The organism is Streptomyces sp. NBC_01571, from assembly GCF_026339875.1.
In the GTDB taxonomy this organism is placed as follows: domain Bacteria; phylum Actinomycetota; class Actinomycetes; order Streptomycetales; family Streptomycetaceae; genus Streptomyces.
The window spans coordinates 129,347-144,953 of the sequence record NZ_JAPEPZ010000001.1; the positions used below are offsets into that span (position 1 = coordinate 129,347).

17 protein-coding genes and 2 pseudogenes are annotated in these 15,607 nt (G+C 66.5%); 7 read left to right on the forward strand and 12 right to left on the reverse strand.

Annotated elements, in window-relative coordinates; genetic code table 11:
- Positions 1-542 precede the first annotated feature (542 nt).
- A complete protein-coding gene (locus OHB41_RS00585) occupies positions 543-1,316 on the forward strand; it encodes a barstar family protein (protein WP_266695980.1) in 774 nt (257 codons plus the stop codon).
- Positions 1,317-1,352: 36 nt separating this feature from the next.
- On the opposite strand, the gene OHB41_RS00590 is transcribed toward OHB41_RS00585, so the two are convergent.
- The 4 genes and pseudogenes from OHB41_RS00590 to OHB41_RS00605 all read right to left on the reverse strand — a co-directional run bounded on the left by OHB41_RS00590 (position 1,353) and on the right by OHB41_RS00605 (position 3,355).
- The gene (locus tag OHB41_RS00590; RefSeq protein ID WP_323138336.1) at positions 1,353-2,210 is read right to left on the reverse strand and encodes an IS5 family transposase; all 858 of its coding nucleotides are present in this window, start codon (positions 2,208-2,210) and stop codon (positions 1,353-1,355) included.
- Positions 2,211-2,229: 19 nt separating this feature from the next.
- Positions 2,230-2,639, reverse strand: a pseudogene (locus OHB41_RS00595) (RacP protein).
- A gap of 2 nt (positions 2,640-2,641) precedes the next feature.
- Positions 2,642-2,824 (reverse strand): DUF6192 family protein, encoded by a 183-nt coding sequence (locus OHB41_RS00600; RefSeq protein ID WP_266695981.1) that lies wholly within the window; start codon positions 2,822-2,824, stop codon positions 2,642-2,644.
- 108 nt (positions 2,825-2,932) lie between these two features.
- Positions 2,933-3,355 (reverse strand): hypothetical protein, encoded by a 423-nt coding sequence (locus OHB41_RS00605; RefSeq protein WP_266695982.1) that lies wholly within the window; start codon positions 3,353-3,355, stop codon positions 2,933-2,935.
- A gap of 86 nt (positions 3,356-3,441) precedes the next feature.
- Here OHB41_RS00605 and OHB41_RS00610 point away from each other — a divergent pair, with 86 nt between their 5' ends.
- The 3 genes from OHB41_RS00610 (at position 3,442) to OHB41_RS00620 (ending at position 6,187) form a co-directional block, all read left to right on the forward strand.
- Positions 3,442-3,762: a hypothetical protein gene (locus OHB41_RS00610; RefSeq protein WP_266695983.1), complete on the forward strand. Its 321-nt coding sequence runs from the start codon at positions 3,442-3,444 to the stop codon at positions 3,760-3,762.
- Positions 3,763-3,772: 10 nt separating this feature from the next.
- Positions 3,773-4,581, forward strand: a protein-coding gene (locus OHB41_RS00615; RefSeq protein ID WP_526024871.1) for an IS5 family transposase whose coding sequence is annotated in 2 segments (ribosomal slippage) — positions 3,773-4,121 and positions 4,121-4,581 — 810 coding nt in all. Because the reading frame shifts where the segments join, the coding sequence is not laid out codon by codon here.
- A 979-nt stretch (positions 4,582-5,560) separates the two neighbouring features.
- The gene (locus OHB41_RS00620) at positions 5,561-6,187 is read left to right on the forward strand and encodes a hypothetical protein (RefSeq protein ID WP_266695985.1); all 627 of its coding nucleotides are present in this window, start codon (positions 5,561-5,563) and stop codon (positions 6,185-6,187) included.
- Positions 6,188-6,401: 214 nt separating this feature from the next.
- Here OHB41_RS00620 and OHB41_RS00625 read toward each other — a convergent pair whose 3' ends face one another.
- From OHB41_RS00625 to OHB41_RS00640, 4 genes are all read right to left on the reverse strand, one after another.
- Positions 6,402-6,596, reverse strand: a complete 195-nt coding sequence (locus OHB41_RS00625; protein WP_266695986.1) for a hypothetical protein — start codon at positions 6,594-6,596, stop codon at positions 6,402-6,404.
- 43 nt (positions 6,597-6,639) lie between these two features.
- Positions 6,640-6,948 carry a hypothetical protein gene (locus OHB41_RS00630; RefSeq protein WP_168531967.1) on the reverse strand — a complete coding sequence of 103 codons (309 nt, stop codon included), beginning with the start codon at positions 6,946-6,948 and terminating at the stop codon, positions 6,640-6,642.
- Positions 6,949-7,460: 512 nt separating this feature from the next.
- Entirely contained in the window at positions 7,461-7,733 is a 273-nt protein-coding gene (locus OHB41_RS00635) for a glutaredoxin domain-containing protein (protein ID WP_067370829.1), read from the reverse strand.
- Between the two features lie 49 nt (positions 7,734-7,782).
- The gene (locus tag OHB41_RS00640; RefSeq protein WP_266695987.1) at positions 7,783-9,138 is read right to left on the reverse strand and encodes an SMI1/KNR4 family protein; all 1,356 of its coding nucleotides are present in this window, start codon (positions 9,136-9,138) and stop codon (positions 7,783-7,785) included.
- 292 nt (positions 9,139-9,430) lie between these two features.
- Here OHB41_RS00640 and OHB41_RS00645 point away from each other — a divergent pair, with 292 nt between their 5' ends.
- Positions 9,431-9,754 carry a hypothetical protein gene (locus tag OHB41_RS00645; protein ID WP_266695988.1) on the forward strand — a complete coding sequence of 108 codons (324 nt, stop codon included), beginning with the start codon at positions 9,431-9,433 and terminating at the stop codon, positions 9,752-9,754.
- A gap of 172 nt (positions 9,755-9,926) precedes the next feature.
- Here OHB41_RS00645 and OHB41_RS00650 read toward each other — a convergent pair whose 3' ends face one another.
- The 3 genes from OHB41_RS00650 to OHB41_RS00660 form a co-directional block, all read right to left on the reverse strand.
- On the reverse strand, positions 9,927-10,259 hold the full coding sequence (locus OHB41_RS00650; protein ID WP_266695989.1) for a histone-like nucleoid-structuring protein Lsr2: 333 nt from the start codon (positions 10,257-10,259) through the stop codon (positions 9,927-9,929).
- Positions 10,260-10,941: 682 nt separating this feature from the next.
- Positions 10,942-11,238, reverse strand: coding sequence for a hypothetical protein (locus OHB41_RS00655; RefSeq protein WP_266695990.1), 297 nt, complete (start codon positions 11,236-11,238; stop codon positions 10,942-10,944).
- Positions 11,235-11,549 carry a hypothetical protein gene (locus OHB41_RS00660; RefSeq protein WP_266695991.1) on the reverse strand — a complete coding sequence of 105 codons (315 nt, stop codon included), beginning with the start codon at positions 11,547-11,549 and terminating at the stop codon, positions 11,235-11,237. The genes OHB41_RS00655 and OHB41_RS00660 overlap by 4 nt, the downstream gene beginning before the upstream one ends.
- 159 nt (positions 11,550-11,708) lie before the next feature.
- Between OHB41_RS00660 and OHB41_RS00665 the strand changes: the two are divergent.
- Positions 11,709-13,084, forward strand: a pseudogene (locus OHB41_RS00665) (IS1380 family transposase).
- A 762-nt stretch (positions 13,085-13,846) separates the two neighbouring features.
- On the opposite strand, the gene OHB41_RS00670 reads toward OHB41_RS00665, so the two are convergent.
- Positions 13,847-14,518: a hypothetical protein gene (locus tag OHB41_RS00670; RefSeq protein WP_266695992.1), complete on the reverse strand. Its 672-nt coding sequence runs from the start codon at positions 14,516-14,518 to the stop codon at positions 13,847-13,849.
- A 301-nt stretch (positions 14,519-14,819) separates the two neighbouring features.
- Between OHB41_RS00670 and OHB41_RS00675 the strand changes: the two genes are divergently transcribed.
- Complete coding sequence (locus tag OHB41_RS00675; RefSeq protein WP_095850733.1) at positions 14,820-15,344, forward strand: hypothetical protein; 525 nt, start codon at positions 14,820-14,822, stop codon at positions 15,342-15,344.
- The last annotated feature ends 263 nt before the right edge of the window (positions 15,345-15,607 follow it).

Below are 15,607 nucleotides of genomic sequence, written 5' to 3' on the forward strand. Positions count from 1 at the left end.
TCCCGGATGCGTTGGGAGTGGACTCGGCGCCCGCCGAGGCGGGCAGGGCTGAGAACGCAAGTGCTGCGGTCGTGATCACCACGGTCGCGGCCAGACGCCGTCTGCGTCGGTGCGAACCCTGTGGGGACGCAGCCCTGTTGCTGGAGGAATTCAATCCCGGGTCCTTCCGTTCGGCCGTCTGTCGATGTCGACGGCCGTTGATACAAGGAGGCTGGAGGCCACGGTGCCTCCGACTGCGATTGCAGCGGGAGTGATCATGACAGCAGGAACTGCCTCTGCAAAAGATTCGTATGGATCATGAACAGATCTTTACCTAGCGGACTTCGATCATTTTCGATCAGTTTCAGATGTCATGTCAGTCCTGTCTGACGTCCTGTCCGTCAGGTGGCGGCTCGAACAGCCGATTTCCCCCAAGCCATTTTTTTGCAGGCCAGGCTGCCCTGTAGCCCAGCTGAACCTCTTGGTTGAGCCTCTGTAGGCTCTTCCGCGCAGGAGGTGTCATGGAGTCAGTGGGTGGGGCTGGCAAAGGGTGTAAGTACGCCTTGACCAGTGACGAGGACGATGACGACTTCTGGGGGTTTGTGCGGGACGCTAGGGGGCTGTTCGATCCGCAAGAAGACGGCCTTCGACAGGTTGAACTCCTGGAGTGCTCACCGCAGGGAAAGTTCCTGACCTGCCTCGACCACCTCGGCAGCCGTCGTGCAATGGCAGGCGGAGGGCACCTGGCGTTCCTCGACGCCGAAGGCATCGCCATGGGCTCCTACTTCGTCAGCGGAATGACCGCGACGGCTGCAACACCGTCAGTCCACGCTGGCGGCCTGTTCGATGTCACGGTGCGCCTGTGGTGCGACCAGCTGCTTCCTGGGTCGGAGGAAATCTGGGACTTGGTCCGAACAGGGAAGCTGAACCGCAAGGGCATGTGGGGTGAACTCGACACGGACGGCCGGAAGGCCTGGTTGTCCGTGGCGCTGTGGTCGTGTGAGTACCAGCGTTGCGGGCAGTCTGCGGATGCCCCACAGGGACAGGTGTTCACCCTGGACGGTCGGCAGGTCATCGATATCGACAGCTTCTACTGCGCGCTGGGGGAGGCCATCAATGGTCCTGGCGGGTACTTCGGGTGGAATCTCGCGGCCGTGGATGACTGTCTCAGAGGACGCTTTGGCGCCTCGCCCCCGTTCACCCTGGAATGGCTGCACTCGGGTGTCGCCAGGTCAGGGCTGGTCCGCCCCCCTGCGAGTGGCAACGACACCGCCGCCGATCTCCAGGTCCTCCTTGAGATCTTCGCTGACCACGACATCAAAGTCCTGTTGCGGTGAACAGGAAGCAGGTGAGCTGAGGTCGGTATACCGCCGTCAGGCGGCCTTCAGAGCAGGTTGCGGGCGGGGCATGGCGGCGTTCGGCTGTGGCGCGGGCCGGGTGAGCCGTCGGGTCATGAGCGCGATGGCCGCAAGAGTGAGCATCGCCTCGGAGTGCTCGGGCAAGGTTTCGTAGTCGCGCACGTTCCGGCGCGCGTGAAGCAGCCATGCCAGAGACCTCTCCACTACCCAACTACGCGGCAGCAGAACGAACCCCTTTGCTCCCTTGGGCCTGCTCACGGTCTTGATCGTCAGGTGTAGGAAGCTCCTGGCCCATTCGACGAGGGTGCCGGCGTAGGCGAGAGCTGCCCAGACGATGGTGATTGCGGGGTGCATCAGCCGCAGGCGGAAGAGGACTTCGCGAGCCGCGACGCTGTCGTGCATGTCGGCCGGGGTGACCATGACGAACACCGGCAGCCCTTTCAGGTCCACGACGATGTGTCTCTTTCTTCCAGGAGTCTTCTTGCCCGCGTCGTAGCCGGAGGTGGAGCGCGGGACGGTGGCGGCGACTTTCACAGATTGTGAGTCGATCACGACCGCCACCGGGCGCGGAGATGTGCCCATCGCCCGGCGGACCCGGCGCCGCAGCTGGTCACGGATCAGGTTGAAGACGCCAGCTGCCGACCAGCGGGTGAAGAACCCGAACACCGTCTTGAACGGCGGAAAGTCACTGGGCACGGCACTCCATTTACAGCCCGAGTCGACGAGATAGCGCAGCGCGTCGACGATCTCGCGCCGAGGATGCGCTTCCGGGCGGCCCCCGTGCGGGGTTTGGCATGCCGGAACGGGAAGCAGCGGCTCTATCAGCAGCCACTCCCGGTCCGTGGTGTCCGAGGGATACCGGCGTCGACGCATGAGGTCGTCCTCCACCCCGTCAGGCGATCAGGTCGAGGGTCGACTCGACGGAGTTGAGCTGGGCGACGATGTGGCGCACCCGCTTGTCCTGTGGGTCCAGGGCGGCGTGCGGGGCGATCGTGCCGGTGATCAGGCGGCGGACTTCGGTGAGCAGCACGTGCACCCGGGCCGTCTCGTACGATTCCAGTTCGTTGGGGTCAGCGGTGAACTGGTAGCCGTCCCCGCGGGTGTAGATCACCGGTGGCCACCCCTTCGTTGTGATTATGTCGCGCATCATGGCTATGCCCGACTGCACTTGGCTGCGGGTGAGTTCGGTGGCCCACATCAGCTGGGGCATGTGAAGCCCGGCCGGCGGGCCTGCATGAGCACTCGCCAGATCGCTTCCGCGTGTCCCCGTGCCGCGTCCCCCCGGTGCCGTGACCGGGGCATGTCTACTCGCCTCGCAAGAGCTTCGACAGTTCCACGTCCACGTCGACCTCGCCGCTGTCCACGGCCGTAATGATCCACTCGCAGGTAGCGCGGACACGGTCTACGTTGCGGTGCACCGTGTCACGCTCGTCCTCGGAGAAACGGCGCTCACCCAGTGACGGCACGATCCGGCCCGTCGCCGGCATGGTGGATCTGACCGATCTGATCGAGAGGTACCCCCCGTCCTCCCACCCATCCGCTGGAAACCGGACGGCCGTATGCAGGTCCTCGTCGCCGACAGCCCCCCATCGCTCTCAAGATCTCGCGGCTGGCGTCCATGGCTTCGGGGATGGCGGGGGAGCCTGCACAGCGCTGCGGAGCTTCTCCTTCAGGGTTTTCGACGGGGCTTCCTTCTCCTCCTGGAAGTGCATCAGTCGAGTTGTGGTCACTCGTATATGGCACTCGCGGGTTCGTTGCCTGATGAGTACCACCCAGGCCCCGTCCTGAGTGAGGAACGCATGCCGGGACGGCTCGTCGCCCGGCCGGGCGTGCAGCGCGAGGCCTCTCGGTATGAAGTGCAGGGCCGCGTCTTCGGCTGCTGCGGTGGCTTGTTCTTCGCCGCCGTCGATGTAGTGAGTGCCTACCAGCATCCACCGGTGCAGCTGCAGTTCTGTACCGTCGGCGCGTTCGGCCTCTCGGGTGTCCTCTTCAATGAGGACATACCACTCATCAGTCATGGCCGGATCCTAACTTGATCTTCAACGTCTGACGTCGAGTGATGTGTCGAATTGATCACCGCAACTGCGGCATACACAGCAGCCTGGTGCTCTTGGACTTGGCCTGCCACATCCTTGGGGACTTCGCGACGGTGTGGCACGGCAGCAGGCTCACCAGCGTCGAGCCGCACATCGAAGAGATCGCTGGCGCCGGCGGCCTCGCGGAGGCACTGCCGCGCTCGACTGACCGGCCGCCGATCACGACCCGGCCCATCTCCCGCACCCTGTGCAACCTCTACAGCCTGCTGGAGGAACGGGCCACCACCGACGCACACGTCATGGTCGTCCTGATCGACCCCGAGACCCCGCCCCCTCAAAGCCGCCAGGCGCAGCACCTTAGAAGTCATCTCATTTGGTGGAGCCGGTAGGCTGCCGGTCATGGTGGGGATCGTTGAGCGGCTGGTGCCGGATGAGTTGTGGGAGTTGTTTCAGCGGGTGGTGCCTGAGGCTCCGTCGAGGCCTCAGGGTGGTGGACGGCGCCGGCATGGTGATCGTGAGGTGCTTGCCGCGATCGTGTTCGTGGCCACGTCACGCTGCACGTGGCAGCAGTTGCCCACCGCTTCGTTCGGGCCGTCGCGGGCGACGGCTCATCGGCGCTTTTCGGAGTGGACGAAGGCCAGGGTGTGGGCCAAACTCCACCGCCGGGTCCTCGACGAACTCGGCGCCTGCGGTGAGTTGGACTGGTCCCGCTGCGCGATCGACTCGGTGAACATGCGGGCCCTGAAAAGGGGGATCTGACAGGTCCGAATCCTGTCGACCGTGGCAAGTTCGGGTCGAAGATCCACTTGATCACCGAGCGGACCGGTCTGCCCCTTTCGGTGGCAATCTCGGGGGCGAACCTGCACGACAGCCAGGCCCTGATTCCCCTCGTGCAAGGGATACCGCCGATCCGCTCCCGCCGCGGACCGAGGCGCCGCAAGCCCGCAAAGCTCCACGCCGACAAAGGCTATGACTACTCCCACCTGCGACGATGGTTACGCCAGCGCGGCATCCAGCACCGGATCGCCCGCAGGGGAGTCGAGTCCTCACAGCGACTGGGACGTTACCGCTGGACCGTCGAACGCACGATGGCCTGGCTCGCCGGCTGCCGCCGCCTCCACCGACGCTACGAGCGCAAAGCCGAGCACTTCCTCGCCTTCACAAGCATCGCCTGCACCCTCATTTGCTACCGCAGGCTCACCAATTGAGATGACGTCTTATCCGACCAGCCGACCATGCCCAAAAACCGGGTACGGCCCACGATTGACCTACTGCGCGTCCTCGCGGTCAGGCCGGCTACAGCCGGACGGACCGAGGTGCGGCTGGTGCCCTTCGTGCCGGGCTTTCGGCCTGGTCGTCCTATACGGCCGCACCGCGTCGGGACGCCTCTACCTGGACCTGTACTCCCACAGTTCTGCCAACACGGTCGGACTCGGCCTGGTAGTGGTTGAACCAGGGCTCGTCGCGGTGTGGCACGAAATGTAGGACTGTGCCGCCTGCCTGGGAGCACTCCCGCACGGTCGGACCTGCCGACGGATTTCCTGGCTGGGGCTGGGCTGCGACGACTGCGCGTACGTGCTCGGCGCCAACCTCGCGCTGTACAACACGTTTTCCCTGTCGTGCACTGAGCCCATTCCAACTTCAGGCGACGGCCGATCGGCGCTGTGTCACGGACATCTGGTAGACCCTTGTTGCTATAAAACTGCCGCTCATCGTTGACACCTCCGCTCGCGCGGAGAGGACGCGGCCGGCACTGGCCGGTCTCACGTCAGGCAGTGCATGCATGGGTGTGCTCGCACGTTCGGGTGGCCATTCACCCAACCATGCCGAGGAAATCCTTGACCGGCTGCCGACTGTCGGCTGGTACTGCCGTCGGAATACCGAAGGCGTCGTTCGGGATCTGTCTTCGCAGGTCAGGGTGACCGGCAGAGCTGTTCAGCAGGGACAGGCAGTCAGCCGGACGCGGCTCGCATCTTTCAGCTGTTCACGGTGGGGAAGCGGGTGAAGTATCACGCACTGCGAACATCCGGATTCACTCGTGCGTACTATCTCTAGACTGCTGCACACCGCAGTAGTTGTGCCCTGCGGGTGATTCAGTCATCTCAGATGGGATACCTACCTATCGGTTTGCGAACATGGCACCCTCCTCGATCGCTGTGCCCGCAGACTGTCAGAAAGGCTCGTGCCATGTCTGAAGTCAAGGACCGCACCACGGAACTGACATCGCAGTACGCCGCCCAGGTGACCGGCGACCTCGAGCGCAACACCAAGGAGCAGGACCGTATCGGCGGGGAGATCCAGGCCCTGCAGGAGCAGTTGGCTGCACTGCAGCATGACCACACTGTGCTGGTGAACCTGCAGCAAACCCTGGGCGGTGCGAGCCCAGCTGCCGAGGCGGCCACCGCAACCGTGTCCTCCGTACCTCACCAGGGCGTTGCCTCATCCAAGCCGGGCAGGCCGAAGAAGACGGCTGCCACGAACGCGACGACCACGGCATCCAAGAAGACCGCACCGAAGCAAGTAGCGCCGAAGCAGTCCCCCGCCAAGGTCTCGTCCCCGAAGGCGCCCAAACCGGCCGCCGAGCCGACCCTCGTCGAGGTGATCCGCGGCTACCTGAAGCAGCAGAGCGAACCGCGTTCCGCCGCCGAGATCTCCGACGCCCTCACCCAGGCCCACCCCGACCGCACGGTGAAAACCACGGTCGTACGCACCACCCTCGAAGGACTGGTCGCCAAGAACCACGCCCACCGCAACAAGCAGGGCACGTCCGTCTTCTACACCGCCCCGGCCACCCAGGAACCCGCAGCCGGCTGAGCGTCCGTGGGACCTCCGGTGGTGCTGCCCCCGGGCCCAGCCTCGGTGCAGCACCGGCCGAACTCCGGCGGGCAGATGAACCCAACCTGGACAGGGCGGGTTCGGCTGCAATCGCAGACCGGTTCCCCGACTGCGAAACTCAGCAGTCCGGTGCTCTTGGAGCAGGCCTGCCGCGCCCTTCGCAACCCCGCAGTCGTGTGGGACAGCGGCAGGCTCAGCGCGCACGCCAGGTACGTACTTCCAGGTGGATGATGTGGGCGTCGGGGCGGATGCGTCCGGTTTCCACGAGCCATTGGTGGATGGCTGCGGTGGCGTCGCCTGCCGCGGCGTCGACGCGGCGGGCGAAGTCGGCTGCGTGGCCACTGACCTCAGCCGTCCACGGCGGCCACCTTCCGACCGTGGCACTCACCTGCAGCTTCTCGCCTATTTGCGGCGGGCGACACGTTCGTCGACTAGCGGTAGTCGTCCGGGTACGACTGCATCCAAGTGTTGATCTTGTCGCGGGTCGTGACCAGCAGGCTCTGGTGCTTGTGGAGGTTGTCGAACGTGAAGTCGCCGTCCAGCGCGGTCTGCATCTGCCCGATCCAGGCGAGCGGCTGCCTGAAGTGTGCTGTGCCCTTCGGGCTGGCTTTCATGGACTTGCCGAGGTCGTCGAGGTTGGTCAGGAGGCGGTTGAGGAAGTACTGACAGTTTCCGGGGGTCCCACAGCTGTCGTTGTACGTTGCTTGCAGTACTGAGAAGGCGTCTCGTACCTGCGGCACGGCCGCGCCCGGAGCAGCCGGGGTGGTCGGGTAGCCATTCGATGTGGTGGTGCTCGGCGTTGACGAACTCCCGATCATCTTTGCCGCAGTGCTCCCGGGCGTCGGCGTCGTCGTGACGGAGGAATCCGCGGGCCCGGGCCCGGCCTCAGCGCTGTGTCCACCAGAGCAGCCGGTCGCGAGAGCGGCTGCGAGTAGCACGACGGCCACTGCGGGTATGAGTTGGGTTTGACGCACGGCTCGTCCTCGAGTTCCGGGATGATGAACAGGGCGATACGCGTGCTTACCGTGTGCCGGTGTCCGCTGTCCATCTGGCGCAGGTGGAGGGGATCCGCGAGGGTGCGGACCCTTCCCTCCTGCTCGACCGTCGTGTTCCGGGTTCTACGACGGCATGGTCCAGGTGCTGTGCGACGCGAAACGGAGCGGGTTCGCGTTGGAGTGGCGTCAGACGGCCCTCGACCGCGACCAGGCCGACCACAGGCCGTCGGCCTCGGCCCTCTGCTCTCAGCGCCAGGTCAGGACGAGAGTAGGTGCGGCGCGTACTCGCGGACCGCATCCAGCAGTTGTCGCTTCGACGGGTTGACCATGGCGTGCCCGGCGACGGTGACGGTGGGCACCGTCTCGTTTCCGTCCGCGACGGAGCGGACGAACGCCGCTGCGTCCTTGTCTCGCCAGATGTTCCGCTTGGTGTAACGCAGGCGCGTGAAGAGCAGGCTCAGCCGCAGGTTCATGCAGAACACGCAGCCGGGCCGCCAGTACATCACGACGCCGTCGCTTTCCTCGGTCATGCACTTCCCCCGTGCGGTGTTGCTGTCCCTGGCGGCCGGAACTTCCAGCCTACGGGACACCGGGGCCCGTACCTCGGGGCGTGGCCAGGATCTCGCGGCCGCGGTCCGGGGTGATCAGCTGGGCCAGGACCGGGTCGGCGAACAGGGATATCGGGGCAATATGGTCCTCGCACACCGGGTGCCACAGGCGTAGCGCTGCACGGAGTTCGGGCCAGGCTTCGTCACACAGGCCCGCGCGGGCCGTGCGGACCTTGGCGGGGTCGGACATTGGGTCGGGTTGGGGCCGCGGGCCGCCACCCGAACAGGGTGACGACGATCGGTCCCGTACGGATCGGCGGCTCGTCGGAGCCTGAAAGGCCGGTTGCCCGGCGAGGCGGTCGGCGACGGCGTGCACGGCCGCGTCGAACTCGGGTCCGCCGAAGGTGAGCCGGAAGCCCGGCTCGGCCGTCCGGGCCTCGTAGTCGGCGACGAGCGCTCGCACAGGTGCGGGCGCGTGCTCCTTGAGCCGCGGCAGGGGCCGCAGGTCGTGGGGGTGCGCGAGCTGGTCCTGCCGGACCAGGAGCGGTAGGAGTTCCGCGGCGAAGAGCGGGCTGAGCAGGAGGTCGTCGTTGCCCGGGCGATACCACATCAGGCTCGCGATGTGGCCGCGCCAGTCGCCGAGCATCGCCTTCATCTGCATGCTCAGCACGTCGGCCCGCTCCCGCCCGTACTCGTGCGCTTGGGCGAACACCGACAGCGGTCCGTCGACCGCCCCGGCCAGCGCCTCGCATCGGGCCCGCTCGCCCTCCGCGTCCCAGTGGTCCCGGGTGGCGCCCGGCGGCCTGCGCAGGGCGTGGAAGGACACCCACTGTCGGCGCATGAGGCCGTGGAAAGAGCCGTACCGCTCCGGTCCCTCCCCGGACCAGGAGGCGAGCCAGTACGCCGCCCACTCGCCGTCTACGTCCACGTCGTCGGGGTCGAGCAGCATGACCGCCGCGTCACCTTCAAGGGACAGGCGCAGGCAGCGCGCCAGGACCTTCGCCTCCTGAACGCCGAACGCCTCCTCACCGTCCTCGTCCTCTTCGACATCGTCCTCCGCGAGGTCTTCCCAGACCTCGATCCAGGTGCGGTCGTCGGTGTCCCGCAGCCATTCCAGCTGCGCGGCGCCCGCCATCCGGTAGATGAAGTTGCCCGCGTCCCGCCACCCGTTGGTGACCAGCAGGAACTCCCGAAGCGAAGGCGGCAGCCGGCGCCCCAGCCGGGCCTCGGCCGCAGCGACCTCGGCCTCACTGGCCGGCGCGAACCCGAGCCAGGCGTCCCGCACGACCTCCAGCGCGAGCGATGCGTCCTTGTCCGGGTCGTGCCCCGCGATCCACTCCGCGCTCCACTGCTCCAGAAACGGCCGCCACGCCGTACGCTCACCCATCGTCCCCTCCGCCTCTCGCTCTCCGTCGTCCGACTTCACCTCACCACAGGGGTACGACAACGGGTTGCGGCCCGACTCGGCTACGGCCGCCTTCCGCGGGAAGAGATCAAGACCCGTGACCGCGCCCCGGCCACGGGCTTCGAGAGAGCCAGAGGTCCCGGTTGCCCGCGATCAGCACGCGCCCGTCCGCGAGGGTGACCGCCGTTCTCGGGGGGTCCTCGCTGCAGCCGAGGAAGTGGATCTCCTCAAAGAAGTCCTCTGACGTCCTCCCGTCGTACTGGACGTCGGACCCGTGCTCGACCTGGACGACCTCATCGGGACGAAAGTACGCGCTCTTGGAGACCGCGGTCTCGCCCGCGACGCCATCGACGTCCACGCCGCCCGCCACCACTACACCGTCCCCCAGCTGGAAAACCTCGCAGCCAGACGCCCAGAAGAATTCGACCTCCAGGAGCTCCACGACCGGCTGGAAAGCCTGGAATGGATCAGTGATGCCGAGTTCGAGGCATATGGATTGGACTCCGCCGGGATCGCCGCACGTCACTGGGCCCAGGAGTGGCTGGAGGATCTCGCACAGCGGCTCGCCGAGCCCTACCAAGAGCCTTTCGACGAGTAGCAATCGCCTCAGCAGCCCGGACCCGCAGCCCGCTCAAACGCCAGCTGGGGGCGCAATCGCCTGAAAAATGTGCAGTGCGCCGGGGTCATGCGCCGCTGACCTCGCTCTGCGAAATGCCCGCGTTCCCGGCCGGGGACGGCCGGGAACGTCTCGGTGAGGGAATTATGTGCAGTCAGTGGGCTTTGCGGTAAGCCTCGTGGATGCTGGCCGGGACACGGCCGCGGTCGTTGACCTCGTAATTGTTGGCTCTGGCCCAGGTCCGGAGCTCCTCAGAGCTCGGCCCGTCGACCGGCGCCTTGCGTGCTCGACCGACTCCGCTCGCCCGACCGGTCTTACGGCCCTTCTCGATGAAGGGGGCAAACGCCTCGAATAGCTTGTCATAGTTGTCCGAGACCAAGTCGATCTCATAACTCACGCCGTCGAGGGAAAAGGTGTGCGTACGCACCTCGTCAGTTTCTGCGCCCGTGAGGTCATCCGTGTAAACGGTAACAATTTTCTGAGCCATACGGGGATGGTACCGACTTTCCTCCCGGCGTCCAACCCGAACCTCTCGAGCTGACAGATCCAGACCGGATTCCCTGCATTCGGGAGGAAAGAGGATAGAAGCAGATCAATCTCGGCCTCTTCGTCTCATGATTACTGTCGAGCTAGCCATCGCTTCTATCGGACAGGCGTGAAGTAATAGATGGGTGCGTCGCCGCTCGGCGTTATGCGGCACACAGACGGAGTTGGCATAAAACATGGATTCTCCTGCGTCGTGCCAGGTAGACGCTTGCGGAGCCGACCCGGAAGTCCTGCGAACCGCGGGAGTCCGAGAAACTCAGCCAGAAAAACCGTGAAACGAACACCGACCTCCGTTGCCTCCATTCTCGCTGCCCCCGTCCTGCCCCACGAGGCCGTCCTCGAGACCTTCGTACGCGTCCTAGGCCTCGCGCTTTCACGAAGCAGGCTGTCCGGGGGCTGATCAGAAAACGGAAAGTGCTCTTAACCTGCAACGATGGGACTTGCTGAGGGTCCTCTCGACTGCGAGGAAGAGAGTACTTTCCAGGTGACAGAGCCTACCGGGTTGTACCCGCGCGTCCGTGTCCAGGGAGACGGCCGCCAGATGGCCTCGCAGGCCGGTTTGGTCCTGCTATGGAGTCGGCGGACCGTCGAGAAGAATCGCGGCTGGAGGCGGTGGTGCCTGCTCAGCCGTCGGTTTGTTCGCCGGCGAGGAATCCTTCGGCCCAGTGGGTTTGACCCACGGTGTACTCGTGCACGTGGAAGCCGTTGGGATGGCCCCTGAATCCGGGTAGGGTGCGCGCCTGCTCGATGCGTTGTTCCGCCCGTTGCTGGCTCGAGTACAGGCCGAGGAACGTGAAGCTGTCCTCGCTGTCGTCCCAGAAGAGCGGTTCGCCGTCTTCCATGAAGTCGACGGTGGTGGGAGCACCCGGTTCGTCCGCGAAGTGATGCCTGTGCACCAGGAGGTAGAGCGTCCGGTTCATGAGTCTCGCCTAAGCCCTTCGGGGTACACCGTGACGAACCCCTCGTTCCACAAATCCTCGTCCACCGTCACGGGTGCGATCTCGAAACAATCAGGTTCGTCCCGGAACCCTGAAAGCTTTCTGGAGATCTCCCGCTGCCTCTCCGCGACTGCCTGGTCCGGGTAGATGCCGATGATCCTCCACTCCTCGTCGTCCAGGTGGATGGTGCCGTCCGCATCGAGATGCATGACCCGTTCGTCCTGCTCCACCGCGAGATGGCGCGCGTGCCACAGCACGTAGAGATCGCCGTCAGATTCGTGTTCGTCTGTCATCGCGGGAATTCTCCCTTGCTGGTGTGACGCTCGGGGGCGGCAGAGTTCGCGCCCCATATTGTGTCCGGTGGGTGATCAGAAACGCGAAGAGTGCCCCTGACCTGCAACGATGGAACTTGTCTAGGGTCCAGGTCGTCACAGGAAAGAAGCACTCTCCAGGTGAAGAAGCGTATCGGGCCCTACCCGCGTGTCCGTACCGAGGGCGGTGGTCGCGGGGTGGTCTCCCAGGCCGGTGGTGTGCTGCTGGTCGAGACGATCCGCAAGACCGGCCTGGACCAGGCGATATCGGCGGCGCTGGCACCGTGGCGGAAGCCGAGGGCGGTGCACGATCCGGGGAAGATCCTGCTGGATGTAGCGCTCGCGGTCGCGCTGGGCGGTGACTGCCTGGCCGATGTCGGGATGCTGCGGGCCGAGCCGGCCGTGTTCGGGCCGGTGGCCTCCGATCCGACGGTCTCCCGACTGATCGACACTCTGGGCGCCGCCGGTCCGAAGGCCCTGACGGCGATCAGGACCGGGCGGGCACAAGTACGTGAACGCGTCTGGAAGTTGGCCGGAGCCGCGGCGCCGGATGCCGACGGGCAGGTGACCGTGGACCTCGACGGGGTGCTGGTGATCGCGCACTCCGACAAGCAGGATGCTGCCCCGACCTCGAAGCGGACCTACGGCCATCACCCGCTGATGGCCTTCGTCGACCACGGCCCGGGCGGCACCGGGGAACCCGTCGCGGCCCTGCTCAGACCCGGCAACGCGGGCTCGAACACCGCCTCCGACCACATCACCACCACCCGCCTGGCCCTGGCCCAGCTGCCGAAGGAGTACCGGCGCGGCGGCAGACCCTGATCCGCACCGACTCCGCGGGCGGCACCCACGACTTCGTCGCCTGGCTCGCGAAGCGAGGACGCTGGCTGTCCTACTCGGTCGGCATGGTGATCACCGACGCGATCCACCAACACGTGCTGAAGGTCCCCGCATCCGCCTGGACACCGGCCGTCGAGGCGAACGGCGAGATCCGGGACGGCGCCTGGGGCGCCGAACTCACCGGCGATGTCCTGACCGGCTGGCCGACAGGTATGCGGCTCATCGTCCGCAAGGAAAGACCACACCCCGGGGCCCACTTGAGGCTCACCGACGCGGACGGCATGCGTCTCACGTGCTTCGCGACGAACACCACCGGCCTGCCGATCGCCGCACTCGAGCTCCGCCACCGCCTGCGTGCCCGGGCCGAGGACCGCATCCGGGCCGCCCGGGCCACCGGACTGCGCAACCTGCCCCTGCACGACACCGCCCAGAACCACATCTGACTCGAGATCGTGCAGATCGCGTTGGACCTGCTGGCCTGGATGCCCATGCTCGCCCTGACCGGCAAGGCCCGGCTATGGGAACCCCGCCGACTGCGACTCCGCCTGTTCACCACGGCCGGACAACTCGTCACCACCGGACGCCGACGCATCCTCCGCCTCGCGGCCCACTGGCCCTGGACCCACGAGATCACAGCAGCCCTCGACCGGCCCGCCCAACTCCCCGCCCCCGACTGACCAGCCGTCCACCCGTCCCGACGACCAGCACCACCCCACCCGGAGCAGTGGAACCCGGCGCCCACCCGACGCGACACCCGGGCCGCCACCGTGCCCACCATCAGCCACCGAAAGCGAAACGGTCCGCCGACTCCGTCGGCGGACCGTCATGCAAGATCGAGGCTAGGTCAGTTCGTGGGCAGGTGGGTGCTGAACCCCAGCTTCCCCTGAAATCACGGACTCCACGCTACGAGGGGAGGGACATCCCCGGCTTCCCCATATCCCGAAGAGGCCGGCGGGTGTGCCACCTCACAGGGGCTGCCAGGGAGTCGAGGGAACAACTCCAGGAAGTTGACCGTTCATCAAAGTGTGGCTGCGGAGGGGACAGTGTCCCCGGGCCTCACCCATAGCCCATGGGGACGATCGTCCGGCGGAAGCCCCATGGAGCCTTTCGCCGAGAGGCGACCGCCCTCCGCAGGCACCGCCCACGGCCCCGGCTGGTCTCCCCCGTCCAGCCGGGGCATTCACGCGCTGATCACCGGCGCGGGATGTCAGGGCGCAGCTACGAATCCACGAGGTACGCCTTCTCGCCCATCATCAGCGGTGCGTCGGCGGGCCCCTTGATGCACCTTCTCCCCCTCGAGTCGGCGTCGGCCGCGCGGTGGACTGACGGCGAACCGGTCACCGCCAGCGGTGGCGCGCCCTGGTCACCGCAGGGCAGGCGGGTGCTCGCACGGCGCGGTGATGTGCCGACGCCGTGCATGGCGGCTGGTGGGATTCCCCTCAGCCGAGACCGAGGGTGCTGAGGGCCGTGGTCCAGTCGGTGACGATGGCCTTCTGCGCGGCCGTCAGGGAGACCTTCCCGGCACAGACCGCGGTGTGGAGTTTCGTCTCCACCGGGTCCTTGCGGTTGTTGACCCCGCCGCCTTTCTTGTGGCCGGGGTCCGGCGGCTCAACCCAGAGATTCCGGGCATCGTTGGGGTCGCCGCCAAGCTGCAACGAAATTAGATGATCAAACTCTGCATCCCCCATGGGGCCCTTGTAGCCGTACGAGGCGGCGTTGAGCGCCTTCTCCTTGCCGGTGACGGACGTGGACGGCCGGATGCCGGAGGTGTAGCCGCCCTTGCGGCAGATCGTGGACTTCAGATTCGCCTGGGTGACCGCCGGAGAGATCGCGCCCGGCGTGCACGCCGGGTCCTCCAGCGGCTCCCCCTTCTCGTACCGGAAGTGGCAGCTGCCCGCCGGGGGCTGCTTCTGGACGGTGTAGGTGGTCTGCGGGCCGGCCCCGACCGCGATCGACCCCTGCGGGCCGCCGCGTCCGTCCGTACCCGACGGCCCCGTGGCCGAAGTCCCGGCCGGCGACGCGGCAGATCCGCCCGTTGCGGCCGGCGAGCAGCCCGCCAGGAACACCGCGGCGAACAGCACGGATGACGCGGCACGGTAGCTGGAGTGCATGGCGACCCCTCACGAGCAGGCAATGGCTGGGCACATACTGCCCGGCCGGTGTATCAGCACACCGGCCGGGGCCTGCGCCAAGAAGCACGACAGAATGCGGGGTGCGCCACCGCGCAGCCCGTTCGGCTCAAATCCCAAGCGAAACTGCGGCTTTGGGCAAGGCTCACCCATGCCCTGGTATGGAGAAGGTGCAGGTCACCAGATGTTCACCGCCTGCATCTACCCGCATAGACCCAGCGGTGCTGTCATTCCGTCAGCCGCCCGGAACCTCGCCTCCGGGCCAAATTCGGGAGACCGCCAAATGCGACCTCTGCGCCGCGTCACCGCCACCACCACCGCCCTCGGCATGGCCGCCGCCGGCCTCATCATCGCGGTAAGCGGCACCGCGCACGCCTCCGCCTGTTCCCAGTCCTACCTGCCGCTGCCCGACTCGTCCTGCACGCCCGGCTCGTACAACCCCGACGTCACCCAGTCGAACATCCACAGCACCATCTGCGTGTCCGGCTGGACCGACACCGTCCGGCCCTCCACGTCCTACACCAACCCGCTCAAGGCGCAGGGCATCATCGACTACGGGTACTCCGACACCAACATGTCGGACTACGAGGAAGACCACCTCGTACCGCTGGAGCTCGGCGGTGCGCCCCGTGACCCCGGCAACCTGTGGCCCGAGCCGCACTACGGCACGAAGACCGCCTACACCAAAGACGGCACCGAGACCAAGCTGAAGAACGCCGTCTGCAACGGCACCATCACCCTCTCCGCCGCCCGCAGCGCCATCAAGAACAACTGGACAACCGCGCTCCAGGTCACCGGCATCGGCTGACCTCCAGTGAGGCCGTAGGCCGCGCCGCGTGATGGGAACCATAGGGGACCGGCTGCGCCATGCGGCGCGGGAGCCCAGCAGCTCTGTCCCAGGAGCGCGGCGCGAGCGACCAGCCAAGCCGACCAAAACCCGGCACCTGGCGGCCGCCCGCCCAGGGCTACCGCTGCCAGTACGCCACCGACTGGATCGCCGACAAGACCCGGTGGGGCTGTCCATCGACCCCACCAAAGGCTTGGGCACAGCGACATCCTTCCGACCCGCCC